This window comes from Rhizobacter sp. P3_C12 (assembly GCF_056402735.1).
On record NZ_JBFUGW010000043.1, the window covers coordinates 1 to 18,750 of the forward strand.

Genomic DNA, 18,750 nt, shown 5'->3' on the forward strand with positions numbered 1-18,750 from the left:
AAATGGCAAAAGGCAAATTCGAGCGGACCAAGCCGCACGTGAACGTTGGGACGATCGGTCACGTGGACCATGGCAAGACGACGCTGACGGCGGCGATCACGACGGTGCTGTCGGCGAAGTTCGGCGGCGAAGCGAAGGCGTACGACCAGATCGACGCGGCGCCGGAAGAGAAGGCACGCGGCATCACGATCAACACGGCACACGTCGAGTACGAGACGGCGAACCGCCACTACGCACACGTCGACTGCCCGGGGCACGCCGACTACGTGAAGAACATGATCACCGGTGCGGCGCAGATGGACGGCGCGATCCTGGTGGTGTCGGCCGCTGACGGCCCGATGCCGCAGACGCGCGAGCACATCCTGCTGGCCCGCCAGGTGGGCGTGCCGTACATCATCGTGTTCATGAACAAGTGCGACATGGTCGATGACGCCGAGCTGCTGGAGCTCGTCGAGATGGAAGTGCGCGAACTGCTGGACAAGTACGACTTCCCGGGCGACAAGACGCCGATCATCCACGGCAGCGCGAAGCTGGCGATGGAAGGCGACAAGGGCGAGCTGGGCGAGCAGGCGATCTTCAAGCTGGCCGATGCGCTGGACAGCTACATCCCGACGCCGGAGCGYGCGATCGACGGCGCATTCCTGATGCCGGTGGAAGACGTGTTCTCGATCTCGGGTCGCGGCACGGTGGTGACGGGCCGCATCGAGCGCGGCGTGGTGAAGGTCGGCGAAGAAATCGAGATCGTCGGYATCKCGGTGACGCAGAAGACGACCTGCACGGGCGTGGARATGTTCCGCAAGCTGCTGGACCAGGGYCARGCMGGCGACAACGTCGGCATCCTGCTGCGYGGCACSAAGCGYGAAGACGTGCAGCGCGGCCAGGTGCTGTGCAAGCCGGGCAGCATCAAGCCGCACACGCACTTCACGGCCGAGGTGTACGTGCTGAGCAAGGAAGAAGGCGGCCGCCACACGCCGTTCTTCAACAACTACCGCCCGCAGTTCTACTTCCGCACGACGGACGTGACCGGCGCGGTGGAACTGCCGAAGGACAAGGAAATGGTGATGCCTGGCGACAACGTGAGCATCACGGTGAAGCTGATCAACCCGATCGCGATGGAAGAAGGCCTGCGCTTCGCCATCCGTGAAGGCGGCCGCACCGTCGGCGCCGGCGTCGTCGCCAAGATCCTCGAATAAGGTGGAGTCACCGGTCGGCCGGGTGGGGTGCTTCGGCACCGCGCCCGCCGGCCACTCTCCCTCCATCGATTTCGCGGTCCGCGAGGACCGCACGCTCTTTTAGGAAACCGCTATGGCCACCAAGCAAAAGATCCGCATCCGCCTGAAGGCGTTCGACTACAAGCTGATCGACCAATCGGCGCTCGAGATCGTTGACACCGCGAAGCGCACCGGCGCGATCGTCAAGGGCCCGGTGCCCCTGCCGACGCGCATGCAGCGTTTCGACATCCTGCGTTCGCCGCACGTCAACAAGACCTCGCGCGACCAGTTCGAGATCCGCACCCATCAGCGCCTGATGGACATCGTCGATCCGACCGACAAGACCGTGGACGCGCTGATGAAGCTCGACCTGCCGGCCGGCGTCGACGTCGAGATCAAGCTGCAGTAATCGGCAAGGCCTGCGAGGAAGTGGTTGCGGCTTTGCCCGCAGCTGGCTAGAATCGCAGGCTTTCCGAAGTAGTCGGCCCAAAAGGGCCGGTTCGGCATTCGTCCCTCGGGGCGAGTTGCCACCAAGTCAGCCCGGCCAATCGATGTCGGGCATGTCAAACAAAGGCTTCCAAGCGCTCCCAGTTGTTGGGGGTGGCGCGGGGGCTGGAGAATATTCATGAGTCTTAGCGAACAAGTCGGTTTGCTGGGCCGCAAGGTGGGCATGATGCGCATCTTCACGGACGACGGCGATGCCGTTCCCGTGACGGTGCTCGATGTGTCGAACAACCGTGTCGTCCAGGTCAAGACCGAAGCCACCGACGGCTACAACGCCATTCAAGTGGCGTTCGGCGCGCGCAAAGCGTCGCGCGTCATCAAGCCGGCAGCCGGTCACTTTGCGAAAGCAGGTGTCGAAGCCGGTGAAGTCCTCAAGGAATTCCGCGTCACCGCCGACGTCGTTGCAGGCTTCAAGCCCGGCGCGCAGGTTCCGGTGACGACGTTTGCCGTGGGCCAGCTGGTGGACGTGCAAGGCACCTCCATCGGCAAGGGCTTCACGGGCACCATCAAGCGCCACAACTTCAGCTCGCAGCGCGCGTCGCACGGCAACAGCCGTTCGCACAACGTGCCGGGCTCGATCTCGATGGCGCAGGATCCGGGTCGCGTGTTCCCGGGCAAGAAGATGTCCGGCCAGATGGGCGATGTCACCAAGACCGTCCAGAACCTCGACGTCGTCCGCATCGACGAAGCCCGCCAGCTGCTGCTGGTCCGCGGCGCGGTGCCGGGCGCGAAGAACGGCCACGTGGTCGTGCGCCCCGGCATCAAGGTGAAAGCCAAGAAGGGAGCCAACTGATGCAACTCGAGCTCCTCAACGATCAAGGCCAGGCGACCTCCAAGGTCGACGCGCCCGACACCGTGTTCGCCCGTGACTACAACGAAGCCCTGGTCCACCAGGTCGTCGTCGCATTCCAGGCCAACGCCCGCCAAGGCACGCGCGCCCAGAAGGATCGCGCCGTCGTGAAGCACTCGACGAAGAAGCCGTGGCGCCAGAAGGGCACGGGCCGCGCCCGTGCCGGCATGACCTCGTCGCCGCTGTGGCGCGGGGGCGGCCGGATCTTCCCGAACAGCCCGGACGAGAACTTCACGCACAAGGTCAACAAGAAGATGTACCGCGCCGGCATGGCCGCCATCTTCTCGCAGCTGGCCCGTGAAGGCCGTGTCGCGGTGGTCGATTCGATCACCGTCGACTCGCCGAAGACCAAGCAGCTCGCCGCCAAGTTCAAGGCCATGGGCCTCGACTCGGTGCTGGTGATCGCCGACCAGGTCGACGACAACCTGCTGCTCGCCGCGCGCAACCTCGCCAACGTGATGGTGGTCGAGCCGCGTTACGCCGATCCCCTGTCCCTGGTCTTCTTCAAGAAGATCCTGGTGACCAAGGGTGCGATCGAGCAACTCAAGGAGATGCTGGGATGAGCACGACCAAGCATGACGAGGGCCGCCTGGCCCAGGTGCTGGTGGCGCCGATCGTGAGCGAAAAAGCCACGTCCGCTGCCGAGAAGCACAACCAGGTGCTGTTCAAGGTGCTGCGCGATGCCACCAAGCCCGAGATCAAGGCAGCAGTCGAACTGCTGTTCAAGGTCGAGGTCGAGTCGGTGCAGACCGTCATTCAAAAGGGCAAGGTCAAGCGCTTCGGCCGTTCCATCGGCCGCCGCGACCACGTCAAGAAGGCGTATGTGTCGCTGAAGGCAGGCCAGGAGCTCAACTTCTCCGGGGAGGCCGCGTAATGGCCGTCATCAAAGTCAAACCGACGTCGCCCGGCCGCCGTGCCGTGGTGAAGGTGGTTCACAGCCACCTCTACAAGGGTCGTCCGGAAGCCTCGTTGCTCGAACCGCAAATGCAGAATGCGGGTCGCAACAACAACGGCCACATCACGATGCGCCACAAGGGCGGTGGTCACAAGCACCACTACCGCGTGGTCGACTTCGTGCGCAACAAGGACGGCATTCCGGCGAAGGTCGAACGCATCGAGTACGACCCGAACCGCACGGCGCACATCGCGCTGGTGTGCTACGCCGACGGCGAGCGCCGCTACATCATCGCCCCGCGTGGGCTGGATGTCGGTGCGACCGTGCTGAGCGGCGCCGAAGCGCCGATCAAGGCCGGCAACACGCTGCCGATCCGCAACATCCCGGTGGGCTCGACGGTTCACTGCGTCGAACTGCTGCCGGGCAAGGGTGCCCAGATCGCACGCTCGGCCGGCACCTCGGTGACGCTGCTGGCACGCGAAGGCACCTACGCCCAGCTGCGCCTGCGCTCGGGTGAAGTGCGCCGCATCCACATCGACTGCCGCGCGACGATCGGCGAAGTGGCCAACGAAGAGCACAACCTGCGCCAGTACGGCAAGGCCGGTGCGCGTCGCTGGAAGGGCATCCGTCCGACGGTTCGCGGTGTCGCGATGAACCCGGTGGATCACCCGCACGGTGGTGGTGAAGGTCGTACCGGCGAGGGCCAGGTGCCTGTGTCGCCGTGGAACACGATGACCAAGGGCTACCGCACTCGCAACAACAAGCGCACGCAGACGTTCATCGTCTCGCGTCGCAAGAAGTAAGGGGCTGCCATGACCCGTTCGCTCAAAAAAGGTCCGTTCGTCGACCATCACCTGATGGCCAAGGCCGAGAAGGCCGCGGCCATCAAGGACAAGAAGCCGATCAAGACCTGGTCGCGTCGCTCGACGATTCTTCCCGACTTCATCGGGTTGACGATCGCGGTGCACAACGGCAAGCAGCACGTGCCCGTGTACATCACCGACCAGATGGTCGGCCACAAGCTCGGTGAATTTGCGCTGACCCGCACGTTCAAGGGCCACCCGGCCGACAAGAAGGCCAACAAGAAGTAAGGATGACGACGATGGAAACCCGTTCAATCGTTCGCGGCGTCCGCCTCTCTGCCGACAAGGGTCGGCTGGTGGCCGATCTGGTCCGCGGCAAGAAGGTCGACCAGGCGCTGAACATCCTGAGCTTCACGCCCAAGAAGGCAGCCGGCATCATCAAGAAGGCTCTGGAGTCGGCGATCGCCAACGCAGAGCACAACGACGGTGCCGACATCGACGAACTGAAGGTCAAGACGATCTTCGTCGAGCAGGCCGCCACCCTCAAGCGCTTTTCCGCACGGGCCAAGGGCCGCGGCAACCGCATCAGCAAGCCGACGTGTCACATCTTCGTGACCGTGGGCAACTGAGCGCAGAAGGAAAACCATGGGACAGAAAATCCATCCGACCGGTTTCCGGCTGCCGGTCACCCGCAACTGGGCTTCGCGCTGGTACGCATCGAACGCGAATTTCGCGACGATGCTGGCCGAAGACCTGCGGGTCCGCGACTTCCTGAAGGCTCGCCTGAAGAGCGCCGCCGTTTCGCGCATCCTGATCGAGCGCCCCGCCAAGAGCGCCCGCGTCACCATCTTCTCGGCTCGTCCGGGCGTGGTGATCGGCAAGAAGGGCGAGGACATCGAGAAGCTGAAGGCCGAACTGACCCGCCGCATGGGCGTGCCGGTCGCGGTCAACATCGAAGAAGTGCGCAAGCCTGAAGTCGATGCCCAGCTGATCGCCGACAGCATCACCCAGCAGCTCGAGAAGCGCATCATGTTCCGCCGTGCCATGAAGCGCGCGATGCAGAACGCGATGCGCCTGGGCGCGCAGGGCATCAAGATCATGTCGTCGGGCCGCCTGAACGGCATCGAGATCGCCCGCTGCGAGTGGTACCGCGAAGGCCGCGTGCCCCTTCACACCCTGAAGGCCGACATCGACTACGGCTTCTCCGAAGCCAAGACGACCTACGGCATCATCGGCGTGAAGTGCTGGGTCTACCGTGGCGACCGCCTCGCCAATGGCGAAGTGCCGCAGCTGAAGGCCGAGGTGCCCGAGGACGATCGTCGTCCGCGCCGCAACACGCGCCCTGGCGCTCCGGCTGGCCGTGGCCGTCCGGGCGGCGGTGGTGCAGGTGACCGCGGCGATCGCGGTGATCGTGGTGCGCCCCGCCAGGGCGCTGCCCCGGTCGAAGGCAGCGACAAGCCGGCCGAGGCGACGGGTGCTCCCGCCACCGACGCGCCGACCAGCGCAGCCAAGCGCGTGCGCAAGGCCCCCGATGCCACCGGCTCGGGCAAGGCCTAAGGAGAACAAGCAATGATGCAACCGTCTCGGCGGAAATACCGCAAAGAGCAGAAGGGCCGCAACACCGGCGTCGCCACCCGTGGTGCGAACGTGTCGTTCGGCGATTTCGGCCTGAAGGCCACGGAGCGTGGTCGCCTGACCGCGCGCCAGATCGAGGCCGCACGTCGTGCGATCTCGCGTCACATCAAGCGTGGCGGCCGGATCTTCATCCGCATCTTCCCGGACAAGCCGATCTCGCAAAAGCCTGCCGAAGTCCGCATGGGCAACGGCAAGGGCAATCCGGAGTACTACGTCGCTGAAATCCAGCCCGGCAAGGTGCTCTACGAACTCAACGGTGTGCCCGAAGAGCTGGCCCGCGAAGCGTTCAAGCTGGCTTCGGCCAAGCTGCCGCTGAGCACCACCTTCGTGTCGCGTCAGGTCGGCTCTTGAGGCCTGACTGGAGAAACACATGAAAGCATCTGAACTCCGCACCAAGGACGTCGCCGGCCTTGAAAAGGAAGTGGCTGACCTGTTGAAGGCACACTTCGGTCTGCGCATGCAGAAGGCGACTCAGCAACTGACCAATCACTCGACGCTGGGCAACACGCGCCGCGACATCGCGCGTGCGAAGACCATCCTGGCCGAGAAGAAGAGGGCTGCCAAATGAGCACCACGCAAACCACGACCGAAGCGCCGCAGAAGAACACCCGCACACTGGTGGGCAAGGTCGTCAGCGACAAGCGCGCCAAGACCGTCACCGTGCTGATCGAGCGCCGCACCAAGCACGAGCTGTACGGCAAGATCGTCGGGAAGTCGAGCAAGTACCACGCCCATGACGAAAAGGGCGAGTACAAGCTGGGCGACGTGGTCGAGATCGCCGAAGGCCGTCCGATCTCCAAGACCAAGTCCTGGGTCGTGACGCGTCTCATCGAGAAAGCTCGCGAAGTCTGATTTGAGTTGACCCTGGGGCCTTCGTCAGAAGGCACCCCGAAGACGGTCGGAACGCTGGGATACTGGCGTCCGGCCGTTTTTTCATTTGGAGATCGAGATGCTCAAAGTTGGTGACAAGCTGCCCGCAGGCTCGCTGCAGGAATTCATCGAGGTCGAAGGCAATGGCTGCAGCCTGGGCCCGAACACCTTCGACGTCGAGAAGGAAACCGCTGGCAAGAAGATTGCAATCTTCGCGCTGCCCGGTGCCTTCACGCCGACCTGCTCGGCCCAGCACGTGCCGGGCTACGTGAAGAACGCCGAGGCGCTGAAAGCGGCCGGCGTCGACGAGATCTGGTGCATCTCGGTCAACGACGCGTTCGTGATGGGCGCCTGGGGCCGCGACCAGCACACGCTGGGCAAGGTGCGCATGATGGCCGACGGCAGCGGCACGTTCACGCAGGCCACCGGCCTGACGCTGGACCTGATCGCCCGCGGCATGGGCGTGCGCTCGCAACGCTATTCGATGCTGGTCGACAACGGCGTCGTCAAGACGCTGAACATCGAGGCGCCGGGCAAGTTCGAGGTCAGCAACGCCGAGACGATCCTGGCGCAGGCGAAGGGCTGATCCGTAGCCCGGATGCCAATCCGGGTTCGTGAATCACACCTCCCGGATTGCCATCCGGGCTACCCCATCCAGCGTTCGGTGGCGCTGTGCACCACCGACGACAGCGGCTCGCCTGCGGCCCGCAGCCCGCGCAGCCACTGCGCATCATTGCCGTGCCGCAGGCTGTCGCGGATCAGGTTGCTCGCGTCGAGCGAGCGCAGGTCCAGCGCATGCTCGTCGACCCGCGCGAGCGTGCGCACGATGTTGTCGCGCAGCTTCTCGCGCTGCTTGGTCTGCGGGTCGACGATCTCGCCCTCGAGCCCGAAGCGGCAGGCCTGGAAGCGGTTGAAGGTGTAGACGAGGTAGTCGTCTTCCGACGGCTCGAACGGCCGCTCCTCGCGCAGGTAGCGGCAGATCGCCTGCAGGTAGCACGCGAGTGCCGCGGCCTTGTCGACGTCGAGCGGCGTGTCGCACACCCGCAGCTCGATGGTGCCGAACTCGGGCTTCGGCCGGATGTCCCAGTAGAAGTCCTTCATCGACTGCACGACACCCGTGCTCGTCATCTTGTCGAAGTAGAGCCCGAAGTCGTCCCACGTCGTCACGAACGGTGCGCGCCCCGACAGCGGGAACGCGAACACCGAGTTCAGGCGCGCCGAATCGAAGCCGGTGTCGACGCCCTGCACGAACGGCGACGACGCGCTCAGCGCGATGAAGTGCGGCACGTAGCGCGACAGTGCGTGCAGCAGCCACAGCGCCGTGTCGCCATCCTCGCAACCCACGTGCACGTGCTGGCCGAACACGGTGAACTGCTTGGCGAGGTAGCCGTACAGCTCGCTGATGTAGTGGAAGCGCTCGGTCGGGAAGATCTGCTGGTCGCTCCAGTGCTGGTACGCGTGCGTGCCGCCACCGGCGATGCCGATGTTCAGCTTGCGCGCCGCCTGCGACAACTGGCCGCGCAGGTCGTGCAGCTCGGCCACCAGGCCACTGTGCTCGCGCTGGATCGAGGTGCCGATCTCGATCATGCTGCGCGTGATCTCGGGCTTCACGTCCCAGGCGCCGGTGTGCTTGGCGAGCACGCGCAGCAGGTCCTCGGCCTGCGGCGCGAGGTCGAAATCGTGCGTGCTGACCAGTTGCAGTTCGAGCTCGACGCCCAGCGTCAGCGCCTCGGAGGTGGTGAATTCGGCCAGGGCCATGTCAGGGAACCTTCGTGTTCGAGATGGGCGGGCACTCCTGGGCGAGGTCGCGCACGGCGCGTTCGGCCAGCAGCGGGCCGATGAACTGCAGCAGGGTGGTGGAGATCAGCAGCGCCTGCAGCACGCCACCGTTGGCGCCGGGCAGCTGCGACGGCCAGCCGAAGGTGTCAGCGGTCAGCAGCACCGCGAGGCTGCTCATCGGCTGCAGCGCGATGGTCAGCGCGCCGGCCTGGCGCCAGCCGAGGCCGCTGGGCTTGGCCAGCACCGCGATCGCGATGCCCTTGCCCATCAGGCGCGCGACGACGATGACCAGCACCCAGGGCCACAGCGTCGAGAAGCCGTCGAGCGTGAACAGCATGCCCAGGCAGATGAAGAGCATCACGCTGAGCGTGGCGCCCGCCGTGCCGAGCTGTGGCTCGACGGTCAGGCCGTGCGCCATCCGCGAGCGCGCCACCATGCCGGCCACCAGCAGCGCGAGCAAGGGCGAGAGCCGCCATTGCGCGGCCAGCATCGCGGCGATGATGACCAGCGCGATCTGCAGCACCGGCGCGGTGGTCAGGCCCCGCACCTGCTTCATGAGTTGCGTCAGCACCCAGCCGGCGGCGACGCCGAGCAGGAACGAGCCGCTGACCACCAGCAGTGCACTGGTGACGGCCGGCTCGAGGCCCGGTTCGACCGCGGCCAGCCCGCCGCTCGCGGCAAGCACGCCCCAGGCCTTCAGCGCCACCACCGCGAGCACGCTGTTGATCGCCGACATCATCAGCAGGCGTTCGGTCACCTGCCCGCGCGGGCGCATCTGGTGAACCAGCGCCAGCACCAGGACCGGCGAGGTCGACATCGCGACGGCGCCGGCCAGTGCGGCCGAGATCGACGGCGCATCGAAGGCGAGCAGGCCGAGGTACACGCCGAGGCCGGACAGCACGCCCTCGAGCACGCAGGTCAGCGCGAGCCACGGGTTGTCGATCAGCCACCGCGGCCGGATGCGGCTGCCGAGTTCGAACACCAGCACGCCGATGGCCAGGTCGATGAGCGGCTTGACCGGGTCGAGGTCGGTGCGCTCGAGCAGGCGCAGCGCCAGCGGGCTGGCCAGCGCGCCGGTCAGCATGTGGCCGCACAGCCGCGGCAGCCGGAAGCGCCGGCGCAGGATCTCGCCGAGCACCACCGCGACGACCATCACGATCGCGAAGCCCAGCACCGGGTCGACACCGCGCAGGTGATCGAGGGTCCAGGAGGCAGTGGCGGCGGAGGGAGCGAACCAGTTCTCGAGCGTGGAGGACAAGGACATGCGGGAGCCGGCAAGGAAAGACGGGACGTTCGCCCGGATCGCAGCAAGGATCGGGGAAACTTCGGGGGTCTTGAAGGTAACCGTATCCGACCTCAAGTGCAGCGCCTTCCCGGCGCAACTTCTTGTAAGACAGCGCCTACACGCCGGCACCCAACAACATTCAGCTTCAGCAAGACCATGGACAAGCAAACACTTTCCTTCCAGGCCGAGGTCAAGCAGATCCTGCACCTGGTCACGCACTCGCTCTACTCCAACAAGGAGATCTTCCTGCGGGAACTGGTCTCGAACGCCTCGGACGCCTGCGACAAGCTGCGCTTCGAGGCGCTGAACAACGCCGGGCTGTATGAAGACGCGCCGAACCTGGAGGTGCGCATCGCCTTCGACAAGGCCGCGAAGACGCTGACGATCACCGACAACGGCATCGGGCTGTCGGCCGACGAGGCGGTGGCCAACCTCGGCACCATCGCGAAGAGCGGCACGCGCGAGTTCATGAGCAAGCTCGAAGGCGACCAGAAGAAGGACGCGCAGCTGATCGGCCAGTTCGGCGTCGGCTTCTACAGCGGCTTCATCGTGGCCGACCGCATCACCGTCGAGTCGCGCCGCGCGGGTGTGCCAGCCGAGCAGGGCGTGCGCTGGAGCTCGGAAGGCAGCGGCGATTTCGAGGTCGAGACGATCACGCGGGCGCAGCGCGGCACCTCGGTGATCCTGCACCTGCGCGAAGGCGAAGAAGAGTTCCTCACGGCGTGGAAGCTGCGCTCCATCATCAGCAAGTACTCCGACCACATCTCGCTGCCGATCCTGATGCAGAAGGAGGAGTGGGACGCCGACAAGCAGGAACAGGTCGTCCACGACGAGTGGGCCCCGGTCAACAAGGCGGCGGCGCTGTGGACGCGCAGCAAGAGCGACATCACGCCCGAGCAGTACACCGAGTTCTACAAGCAGATCAGCTACGACACCGAGGCGCCGCTCGCGTTCACGCACAACCGCGTCGAGGGTCGCAGCGAATACACGCAGCTGCTGTACGTGCCGGCGAAGGCGCCGTTCGACCTGTGGAACCGCGACAAGCGCGGCGGCGTGAAGCTCTACGTGAAGCGCGTCTTCATCATGGACGATGCCGAGGCGCTGATGCCGGTCTACCTGCGCTTCGTGAAGGGCGTGATCGACAGTGCCGACCTGCCGCTCAACGTCTCGCGCGAGCTGCTGCAGGAGAGTCGCGACGTGAAGGCGATCCGCGAGGGCTCGACCAAGCGCGTGCTGGGCATGCTGGAGTCGCTGGCCGACAACGAGGACGCGGCCGAGCGCGCGAAGTACGCCGCGTTCTGGAAGGACTTCGGCGCGGTGCTGAAGGAAGGCGTCGGCGAGGACCACGCCAACCTGGAGCGTTTGACCAAGCTGCTGCGCTTCGCGTCGACGCAGGCCGACGAAGGCGTTTCGTTCGCCGACTACCTGGGCCGCATGAAGGAAGGCCAGGACACGATCTACTACATCACGGCCGACAACCTGGCCGCGGCGAAGAGCAGCCCGCAGCTCGAGATCTTCCGCAAGAAGGGCATCGAGGTGCTGCTGCTGGTCGACCGTGTCGACGAGTGGATGCTGAGCCACCTGTACGAGGTCGAAGGCAAGTCGCTGCAGAGCGTCGCGAAGGGCTCGGTCGACCTCGGCAAGCTGCAGGACGAGGCCGAGAAGAAGCAGGCCGAGGAGGTCGCGACAGCCTTCCAGCCGGTGCTCGACCGCTTGAAGGAAGCGCTGAAGGACCGCGCGAAGGACGTGCGCGCGACCTCACGGCTGGTCGACTCGCCGGCCTGCCTGGTCGTCGAGGAGGGCGACATCAGCGGCCACCTCGCGCGCCTGCTGAAGCAGTCCGGCCAGAGCGCGCCGAAGACGAACCCGGTGCTGGAAGTGAACGCCGAGCACGCGCTGGTGAAGCGGCTCGAATCCAGCCCGCAGTTCGACGAGCTCGCGAACATCCTGTTCGACCAGGCGGTGCTGGCCGAAGGCGGGCAGCTCGAGGATCCGGCCGCCTACGTGCGCCGCGTCACGGCGCTGCTGACTGCCTGATCGCGGTCAGTACGCGGGGCCGCCGAACACCGGCGGCTCCCGCAGCGTCGCGATCTGCTCGCGCAGGCGCACCGCCTGGTCGGTCCAGTAGACCGGCGCACCGAACCACGGGAACGCGATCGGGAAGGCCGGGTCGTTCCAGCGCCGCGCAAGCCAGGCGCTGTAGTGGATCATCCGCAGCGTGCGAAAGGCCTCGATCAGCCGCAGCTCGCGCCAATCGAACTCCATGAAGTCCTCGTAACCGGTCAGCAGCGCATGCAGCTGGCGGGTCGCGACGCTGCGCTCGCCCGACAGCAGCATCCACAGGTCCTGCACCGCCGGGCCGGACAAGGCATCGTCGAGGTCGACGAAGTGCGGGCCGGCCTCGGTCCACAGCACGTTGCCGGCGTGGCAGTCGCCATGCAGGCGGATCGTGCGGGTGCTGCCGACGGCGTCGAAGCAGGCGGCGATCTCGGCCAGCGCATCGCGCGCCGCGCGCTCCCAGCCGGGCTTCGCATCGGGCGGGATGATGTCGCCGGCGAGCAGCCAGTCGAGCGGCCCCGAGCCGTAGGTCGCGATGTCGAGTGTCAGCCGGTGCTCGAAGCGCGACTTCGCGCCGACCCGATGCATGCGGCCGACGAAGCGGCCGATCCATTCCATCGTGGCCTCGTCCTCGAGCTCGGGCGCGCGGCCCGAGCGGCGTTCGGTGATCGCGAAGCGGTGCGGGTCCGAGCCGCCGGTGAAGTGGCACAGCGTCGAGGTGATGCCGCTCTGCTCGCTGGTCAGCGACCAGGGGCTGACGATCGGGATCTCGGCCTCGGCGAGTTCGTTGGCGAACGCGTGCTCCTCGAGGATCTGCGCGTCGCTCCAGCGCCCGGGCCGGTAGAACTTCGCGACCACGACGCGCTTGTCTTCGAGGAACACCTGGAAGACGCGGTTCTCGTAGGAGTTCAGCTGGATCAGCCGGCCGTCGCCGCGCAGGCCGACCGAATCGAGGGCGTCGAGGACGACTTCCGGCGTCAGGCCGGCGTAGGGGGTTTCAATCGGCGAGGCGGATGACATGCCCGCATCGTAAGCGGCAGCCGCCCTGCCGCCGCGAATCGATCAGTGCCGCGTGCTCGACGCGTAGTGCGGCGGGTCGACGACGACGCCGCCGACTTCATCCCCCAGCGTGCTGTCGCCGCCCGGGTTGGTGGTGGCGAAGGCGGGGCCCTGCCGCGGGGCGGGCTTGCCGTTGCGATCCGTGAGGCCGGAGAACTCGCTGCTCGCGAACGCATCGAGCCGGCTGTCGGGCGAGAAGAAGGAGTCCTGGAACAGCGTCGAATCGCTCCACAGCGCGGTGCGCTCGGCGCGCTTGGTCGCGACGGTGGTGGCCAGCGTGTCGCGCGCTTCGTGCAGCGTGTGGGTCGGCGCGGGCTGCGGTGCGCGCGACGCGGCCCCGCTGTGCGGCACCAGCAGCTGCAGCTCGGCGATCGACGGCAGGTGCTCGGTCGAGCAGCGCAGGTAGCGCACGCGGCAGGCGGCCAGCACCGATTGCTTGATCTGCTGCAGCCGGCGCGAACCGCCGCGCTCGACGTCCAGGTCGATCGCGGCGAGCACGCGCCCGTTCGCGCTGCAGACCGCGAAGGTCACATGGTTGGAACCGAGCAGGTCGAACCAGAAGCGGACTTCGGTGGGGTCGTTCGGCTGGCAGAAGCGCACCAGCGGCAACTTCGACAGCACGATGTGATGCGGCAGCGCCTCACGCAGCAGGCGGTAGATGCGGCGCTCGTCGGTGCTGAAGACGGGGCGGGCGGTGAGTGCCCACTCGGTGGGCAGCGGCTTGGGTTGGGGCGGCTTGCGACCGCGCCACAGCAGCACGAGGAGCGCGAGAGCCAGCAGCGTGGTGACTGCCAATGCGGCGATCCAGGGCAGGACTTGCATGATCAGGACACAGACTTGGATGGAGTCCATCGGACCGGGGCCGGAGGGCACCCGTCGAGCGACGAACCGAAGGCATCCTAGCGGTCGACCCCGGCAGGCGCATCCCCCACATCGGGGCCGTACAGATGTCAGATTGGTATCTGAAAACGGATTTCGTCGCTTATTCCGAGGCGACGCGTCGCGTGCTGCCCACGTGGGCCTTCACTTCCGTGACGGTGTCGAGCAGGTCGCTCATGCGCTGTGCATGGCGCTTGAACTGGTAGTTCAGCTCGGCCGCATGGCGCTCCATCAACTGGCCCATCTGCGATGCGAGGCTGTCGGGCGGCAGCTTCAGCCAGGCTTCCGACTCCGAGCCGTCGCGCTCGACCAACGCGCCGGCGCGGCGGGCGATCTTCAGCATCGCAGTGTTCTCGCTGAGCGCGTGGATGAACAGCCGGTCGCAGCCGCGGTTGCGCGCCTGCAGCACGGCGCGCTCGAACAGCCGTGCGCCGTAGCCACGGCCGCGCGCATGGCTGGCCACCGAGACGCCGAACTCCGCCATCGCCGCGTCTTCGGGGCGGTTCACCGGCACATAGGCGAGGTGGGCCAGCGCGATGAGCTCGAGGCGCCGGTTGAAGATGCCGAACAGCTCGTCGCGCTCGAAGTTCAGCGACGCGACGTAGCGCTCGATCTGGGCATCCGTCGCCGGATAGCCGAATCGAAGATAGCGATCACTTTCGCTGAGCGCCAGAAGGTGCGTTGAAATTCGAACCCGATGGCGCTCGGACATCGAGCGAATCGGCACCCAGCTGAAGCGCGGAGCCACCGGAGCAGTGCCGTGATTCGACGCCAGGGGCGACGAACGTTCGGAAGAAGCGGCGGGACTGCTCATGGGGGTGACTTGGTAGAAACCCTAGTGTACCGGTTCAAGCGTCCACTTGCGAGCGATGGAGACAAGGCGGCCCCTCTAGCCAGCGTCACCCTCGATCAGCTACACTCGAAGGCTTTTCCGCCATGGCCCGGTGGAAATACGCAAGAGAAGCACGCCTGAGAGGCTGCCTGAACAAGCAGCACCGATGGCCGTGACATTTCAGCAATGAAATTCAGCAAGGCCGTAACCTGCTGGTCGCCTGTGGCGATCGGCTCATTGAAAGAACCTCATGAAGACCTTCAGCGCCAAGCCGGCCGAAGTGACGCACGAGTGGTTTGTGATTGACGCCACCGACAAGGTGCTCGGACGTGTTGCCAGCGAAGTGGCACTCCGTTTGCGCGGCAAGCACAAGGCCATTTACACGCCTCACGTCGACACCGGAGATTTCATCGTCGTCGTCAACGCAGACAAGATCCGCGTCACGGGCAACAAGGCCACCGACAAGGTGTACTACCGTCACTCGGGTCACCCGGGCGGTATCCACGCCACGACCTTCAAGGACATGCAAGCCAAGCACCCCGGCCGCGCGCTGGAAAAGGCTGTCAAGGGCATGCTCCCCAAGGGACCGTTGGGTTACGCGATGGTCAAGAAGCTGAAGGTATATGCCGGTGGTTCCCACCCGCACACCGCCCAGCAGCCCAAAGTGCTGGACATCTAAGGAGCGGCCATGATCGGAAATTGGAACTACGGAACCGGCCGCCGCAAGTCTTCGGTGGCGCGCGTCTTCATCAAGAAGGGCACTGGCCAGATCGTCGTCAACGGCAAGACCGTCGATGAGTATTTCGGTCGCCAGACCTCCATCATGGTGGTCAAGCAGCCCCTGGTGCTGACCTCCAACGATGGCGCGTTCGACGTCAAGGTCAACGTGCACGGCGGTGGCGAGTCGGGTCAAGCCGGTGCAGTGCGCCACGGCATCACCCGCGCCCTGATCGACTACGACGAGACGCTCAAGCCCGCCCTCAAGCATGCTGGCTTCGTGACGCGCGATGCGCGTGAAGTCGAGCGCAAGAAGGTCGGCCTGCACGGCGCTCGCCGCAGGAAGCAGTTCAGCAAGCGCTGATCGACGCTCACGCGTTGCAACAAAGGGTCGCTTTCGAGCGGCCCTTTTTGTTTTCGGGTCGCCGTTCCGGCAAGGTTTGGAAACAAGCGCCTGGCGGGCCGCTTCTACAATCCCTAGCTTCAACAGGGGCGCCGGGCTCCGCAGCACGAGCCCTTCACTTCCTCCTGTCCTGACCCCATGCGCTGGAAACTGCTTCGTCGTCGCATGTCCATCAGCGCACCGCGCATGATCGTGCGCAGCCACCTGCCCTGGCCCTTGCGCTGGATCATCGTGGCGCTGGTGTTCGGATTCTCCGCGGCCTTCGCGCTGTGGGCCTTCGAGTTCGGCAAGGACATCGCCGGGCTGGACCGCGATGCGAAGGCCGAGCTGGCGCAACTGCGTGTCGAGGTCGCGCAGCTGCGCGCCGAACGCGAAGGCGCCCAGTCCATCGCCAACACCGCCGGCAGCCTGCTGCGCACCGAGAAGGTGGCGCAGGACAAGCTGGCCCAGCAGCTCAAGCAGCTCGAGTCCGAGAACATGGCGCTGAAGGCCGACCTCGGCTTCTTCGAGCGCCTGCTGCCGGCCGGTGCCGCCGAGGCGCTGACGGTGCGCGCACTGCAGGCCGAAGCCAAGGCGCCGGGACAACTTCGTTACCAATTGCTGGTGATGCAGATGGGCAAGTCGGCCCCCGAATTCACCGGCCGCTACGACATCGTGCTGACCGGGCTGCTCGACGGCAAGCCGTGGTCCCTGTCGATGCCCAACGGCGGCTTGCCGCTCGCCGTGAAGCAGTACCTCCGTCTCGAAGGAATGATCGATCACCCGCTGCAGGCCGTGGTAAAAACCGTCCAGGTCAAGGTCATTGACAGCCGCGGCACCGTCAGGGCGACGCAGATGCTCAAGCTCTGAAGCCAGCCACCGAAGAAGCACTCAGCACGAAGACGACGCAAGAGACGGCACCCCTCGTTGGATCACGTTGGAGCAATCACCATGTTCGGCAAAACCAAGCAGCCCCCCATCCGCACCCTGATCGGCGAAGGCACCGTGATCACCGGCGAACTGCGCTTCGCCGACGGCCTGCGCATTGATGGCGAGGTGCAGGGCGACGTGATCGCCAGCAGCGAGGCGTACAGCATCCTCGTGATCAGCGAGAAAGCCAAGGTCATCGGCAAGGTCAAGGCCGGCCACGTGATCATCAATGGCACCGTGATCGGTCCGGTCTTGTCGGATCAGCTGCTCGAGTTGCAGCCCAAGGCCAGCATCGTCGGCGATGTGCGCTACGAATCGCTCGAAATGCACCAGGGCGCCCGGATCGACGGCGAACTCCACCCCTTGAAGGCCGACGAGAAGGCCCCTTTGAAGCTGGCCACCGCGAACGCGGGGCCGGTGATCAATCCCACAACGGCACAAGCGGCGTGAGCTCGGCGGATAATCGGTCCGTTCGTCCCCCAAGGAATACCCCATGAGCGCAGTTGCAGAGAACCTCCAGAGCCTTGATTCCAGCGAGCCGCCGGTGCCGCTGGTGTTCACCGACAGCGCCGCGAGCAAGGTCAAGGAGCTGGTCGACGAAGAAGGCAATCCCGAGCTGAAGCTGCGCGTCTTCGTGCAGGGCGGCGGTTGCTCCGGCTTCCAGTACGGCTTCACGTTCGACGAGATCGTCAACGACGACGACACGCAGATGAGCAAGAACGGCGTCACGCTGCTGATCGATGCGATGAGCCTGCAGTACCTGGCCGGTGCCGAGATCGACTACAAGGACGACCTCGAAGGCGCGCAGTTCGTGATCAAGAACCCGAACGCGACGACGACCTGCGGTTGCGGGTCCAGCTTCTCGGTCTGAGCCGTCCGGCTCCCGCGACAGGCCGCTTTCGGGCGGCCTTCGTCATTTCAGGCCGGATACAGCGCACCCAGCACCCGCGGCCCCCGCGCCCCGGTGACCGACACCAGGTTGCCGGGCTCGCGCCGGACATGCGCCCGCGCCAGCCACGCGAAGGCAGCCGCCTCGACCTCGCTGGCCGGCAGGCCGCGCTCATCGCTGCGGACCACCCTGCGGCGCGGAAGCAGGGCCACCAGCCGCCCCATCAGCTGATCGTTGAAGGCGCCGCCGCCGCACACCAGCACCTCCTGCGCGTCGCCGGCATGGCGATCGACCGAGTCGGCGCAGGCCAGGGCCGTCAGCTCGCACAGCGTGGCCTGCACATCTTCCGGCCGCAGCGCATGGCCGGCGCGTGACAGCTGCTCGTCGAGCCATTCGGGGTTGAACAGGTCGCGGCCGGTGCTCTTCGGCGGCGTCAGCGTGAAATACGGATCGGCGTGCATCTGCGCCAGCAGGCTGGCTTCGACCCGCCCCGAGGCCGCCCAGGCGCCGCCGGCGTCGAAGGGCCGGTGGCAATGGCGTTGGCACCAATGGTCCATCAGCGCGTTGCCGGGGCCGCAATCGAAGCCGGTCGTCGACTTGCCGTGCGCCGGCCAGGCCGTCAGGTTGCTGATGCCGCCGATGTTCAGCACGGCGCCGGCGCGGTCGACCTGGCCGAACACCGCGCGATGGAAGGCCGGCACCAGCGGGGCGCCCTGGCCGCCGGCAGCGATGTCGCGGCTGCGGAAGTCGGCGACCACGTCGATGCCCGTCAGCTCGGCCAGCACGGCCGGGGCGTTCACCTGCGCGGTGTAGGCGACCTCGTCGCCCGGGCGGTGCCGGACCGTCTGGCCGTGCGCACCGATGGCCCGGATGTCTTTCGCCGCGAGTCCGGATTGCGCGAGCAGCAGGCTCACGACGCCGCCATAGACCTGCACCAACGACTGGCCCGCCTGGGCCATGCGGTTCAGCTCGTCGTCACCGGCGCGCTGCAGCGCCATGAACGCTTCGCGCAGGTGGGCGGCAAAGGGCAGGTGGGCATGCGCCAGCACCGCGATGCGCGGCCCGCTGAAGTCGACGACCACACCGTCCACGCCGTCCAGCGAGGTGCCGGACATCAGGCCGATGTAGCGTTCCGTGGTCGGGTGTGCGGTCATCGCGCGATGGTAGCCGCG

The 18,750-nt window shown here is 66.1% G+C and carries 25 protein-coding genes; 19 read left to right on the forward strand and 6 right to left on the reverse strand.

Annotation, left to right across the window (positions count from 1 at the left end; translation table 11 throughout):
• Positions 1-2 precede the first annotated feature (2 nt).
• From tuf to AC1DXV_RS09730, 13 genes are all read left to right on the forward strand, one after another.
• Positions 3-1,193 (forward strand): elongation factor Tu, encoded by a 1,191-nt coding sequence (gene tuf / locus AC1DXV_RS09670; RefSeq protein ID WP_477933381.1) that lies wholly within the window; start codon positions 3-5, stop codon positions 1,191-1,193.
• Between the two features lie 112 nt (positions 1,194-1,305).
• Entirely contained in the window at positions 1,306-1,620 is a 315-nt protein-coding gene (rpsJ, locus tag AC1DXV_RS09675; protein WP_047506357.1) for a 30S ribosomal protein S10, read from the forward strand.
• A gap of 216 nt (positions 1,621-1,836) precedes the next feature.
• Entirely contained in the window at positions 1,837-2,508 is a 672-nt protein-coding gene (rplC, locus tag AC1DXV_RS09680; protein ID WP_477933383.1) for a 50S ribosomal protein L3, read from the forward strand.
• Positions 2,508-3,128 (forward strand): 50S ribosomal protein L4, encoded by a 621-nt coding sequence (gene rplD, locus AC1DXV_RS09685; RefSeq protein WP_073462817.1) that lies wholly within the window; start codon positions 2,508-2,510, stop codon positions 3,126-3,128. The genes rplC and rplD overlap by 1 nt, the downstream gene beginning before the upstream one ends.
• A complete protein-coding gene (gene rplW, locus AC1DXV_RS09690) occupies positions 3,125-3,439 on the forward strand; it encodes a 50S ribosomal protein L23 (RefSeq protein WP_047506361.1) in 315 nt (104 codons plus the stop codon). Before rplD ends, rplW begins: the two co-directional genes overlap by 4 nt.
• Entirely contained in the window at positions 3,439-4,263 is an 825-nt protein-coding gene (rplB, locus tag AC1DXV_RS09695) for a 50S ribosomal protein L2 (RefSeq protein ID WP_047506363.1), read from the forward strand. Before rplW ends, rplB begins: the two co-directional genes overlap by 1 nt.
• 9 nt (positions 4,264-4,272) lie before the next feature.
• Positions 4,273-4,551 carry a 30S ribosomal protein S19 gene (rpsS, locus tag AC1DXV_RS09700; RefSeq protein WP_047506365.1) on the forward strand — a complete coding sequence of 93 codons (279 nt, stop codon included), beginning with the start codon at positions 4,273-4,275 and terminating at the stop codon, positions 4,549-4,551.
• 11 nt (positions 4,552-4,562) lie between these two features.
• Positions 4,563-4,892 (forward strand): 50S ribosomal protein L22, encoded by a 330-nt coding sequence (gene rplV / locus AC1DXV_RS09705; protein WP_047506366.1) that lies wholly within the window; start codon positions 4,563-4,565, stop codon positions 4,890-4,892.
• A gap of 16 nt (positions 4,893-4,908) precedes the next feature.
• Positions 4,909-5,820 (forward strand): 30S ribosomal protein S3, encoded by a 912-nt coding sequence (rpsC, locus tag AC1DXV_RS09710; RefSeq protein ID WP_477864541.1) that lies wholly within the window; start codon positions 4,909-4,911, stop codon positions 5,818-5,820.
• 12 nt (positions 5,821-5,832) lie between these two features.
• Positions 5,833-6,249 (forward strand): 50S ribosomal protein L16, encoded by a 417-nt coding sequence (rplP, locus tag AC1DXV_RS09715; protein WP_047506369.1) that lies wholly within the window; start codon positions 5,833-5,835, stop codon positions 6,247-6,249.
• A gap of 19 nt (positions 6,250-6,268) precedes the next feature.
• Entirely contained in the window at positions 6,269-6,466 is a 198-nt protein-coding gene (gene rpmC, locus AC1DXV_RS09720; protein ID WP_047585666.1) for a 50S ribosomal protein L29, read from the forward strand.
• The gene (rpsQ, locus tag AC1DXV_RS09725) at positions 6,463-6,750 is read left to right on the forward strand and encodes a 30S ribosomal protein S17 (protein WP_056809658.1); all 288 of its coding nucleotides are present in this window, start codon (positions 6,463-6,465) and stop codon (positions 6,748-6,750) included. The genes rpmC and rpsQ overlap by 4 nt, the downstream gene beginning before the upstream one ends.
• Before the next feature lie 97 nt (positions 6,751-6,847).
• The gene (locus tag AC1DXV_RS09730) at positions 6,848-7,354 is read left to right on the forward strand and encodes a peroxiredoxin (RefSeq protein WP_477864542.1); all 507 of its coding nucleotides are present in this window, start codon (positions 6,848-6,850) and stop codon (positions 7,352-7,354) included.
• A 59-nt stretch (positions 7,355-7,413) separates the two neighbouring features.
• Here the strand turns inward: AC1DXV_RS09730 and AC1DXV_RS09735 are convergent, their stop codons facing one another.
• Both AC1DXV_RS09735 and AC1DXV_RS09740 read right to left on the reverse strand, forming a co-directional pair.
• Positions 7,414-8,526: a YbdK family carboxylate-amine ligase gene (locus tag AC1DXV_RS09735; RefSeq protein WP_477933386.1), complete on the reverse strand. Its 1,113-nt coding sequence runs from the start codon at positions 8,524-8,526 to the stop codon at positions 7,414-7,416.
• Position 8,527: 1 nt separating this feature from the next.
• Positions 8,528-9,811 carry a cation:proton antiporter gene (locus AC1DXV_RS09740; protein WP_477864544.1) on the reverse strand — a complete coding sequence of 428 codons (1,284 nt, stop codon included), beginning with the start codon at positions 9,809-9,811 and terminating at the stop codon, positions 8,528-8,530.
• A 177-nt stretch (positions 9,812-9,988) separates the two neighbouring features.
• On the opposite strand from AC1DXV_RS09740, the gene htpG reads away from it, so the two are divergent.
• The gene (gene htpG / locus AC1DXV_RS09745; RefSeq protein ID WP_477933388.1) at positions 9,989-11,869 is read left to right on the forward strand and encodes a molecular chaperone HtpG; all 1,881 of its coding nucleotides are present in this window, start codon (positions 9,989-9,991) and stop codon (positions 11,867-11,869) included.
• A gap of 6 nt (positions 11,870-11,875) precedes the next feature.
• Here the strand turns inward: htpG and AC1DXV_RS09750 are convergent, their stop codons facing one another.
• The 3 genes from AC1DXV_RS09750 to AC1DXV_RS09760 form a co-directional block, all read right to left on the reverse strand.
• Complete coding sequence (locus tag AC1DXV_RS09750) at positions 11,876-12,910, reverse strand: serine/threonine protein kinase (RefSeq protein WP_477933390.1); 1,035 nt, start codon at positions 12,908-12,910, stop codon at positions 11,876-11,878.
• Positions 12,911-12,952: 42 nt separating this feature from the next.
• Entirely contained in the window at positions 12,953-13,771 is an 819-nt protein-coding gene (locus AC1DXV_RS09755) for a DUF2726 domain-containing protein (protein WP_477864547.1), read from the reverse strand.
• Positions 13,772-13,931: 160 nt separating this feature from the next.
• On the reverse strand, positions 13,932-14,642 hold the full coding sequence (locus AC1DXV_RS09760) for a GNAT family N-acetyltransferase (protein WP_477933392.1): 711 nt from the start codon (positions 14,640-14,642) through the stop codon (positions 13,932-13,934).
• Between the two features lie 268 nt (positions 14,643-14,910).
• Between AC1DXV_RS09760 and rplM the strand changes: the two genes are divergently transcribed.
• The 5 genes from rplM (at position 14,911) to erpA (ending at position 17,560) form a co-directional block, all read left to right on the forward strand.
• Positions 14,911-15,339, forward strand: a complete 429-nt coding sequence (gene rplM / locus AC1DXV_RS09765) for a 50S ribosomal protein L13 (protein WP_047506380.1) — start codon at positions 14,911-14,913, stop codon at positions 15,337-15,339.
• A gap of 9 nt (positions 15,340-15,348) precedes the next feature.
• Positions 15,349-15,741, forward strand: coding sequence for a 30S ribosomal protein S9 (gene rpsI / locus AC1DXV_RS09770; RefSeq protein ID WP_047506382.1), 393 nt, complete (start codon positions 15,349-15,351; stop codon positions 15,739-15,741).
• Between the two features lie 177 nt (positions 15,742-15,918).
• Positions 15,919-16,629, forward strand: coding sequence for a DUF6776 family protein (locus AC1DXV_RS09775; RefSeq protein WP_477864549.1), 711 nt, complete (start codon positions 15,919-15,921; stop codon positions 16,627-16,629).
• An 81-nt stretch (positions 16,630-16,710) separates the two neighbouring features.
• Entirely contained in the window at positions 16,711-17,139 is a 429-nt protein-coding gene (locus tag AC1DXV_RS09780; RefSeq protein ID WP_477864555.1) for a bactofilin family protein, read from the forward strand.
• 43 nt (positions 17,140-17,182) lie between these two features.
• Positions 17,183-17,560: an iron-sulfur cluster insertion protein ErpA gene (gene erpA, locus AC1DXV_RS09785; protein ID WP_047506389.1), complete on the forward strand. Its 378-nt coding sequence runs from the start codon at positions 17,183-17,185 to the stop codon at positions 17,558-17,560.
• Positions 17,561-17,607: 47 nt separating this feature from the next.
• Here the strand turns inward: erpA and AC1DXV_RS09790 are convergent, their stop codons facing one another.
• Positions 17,608-18,732: an anhydro-N-acetylmuramic acid kinase gene (locus AC1DXV_RS09790; RefSeq protein WP_477933394.1), complete on the reverse strand. Its 1,125-nt coding sequence runs from the start codon at positions 18,730-18,732 to the stop codon at positions 17,608-17,610.
• Positions 18,733-18,750 lie beyond the last annotated feature (18 nt).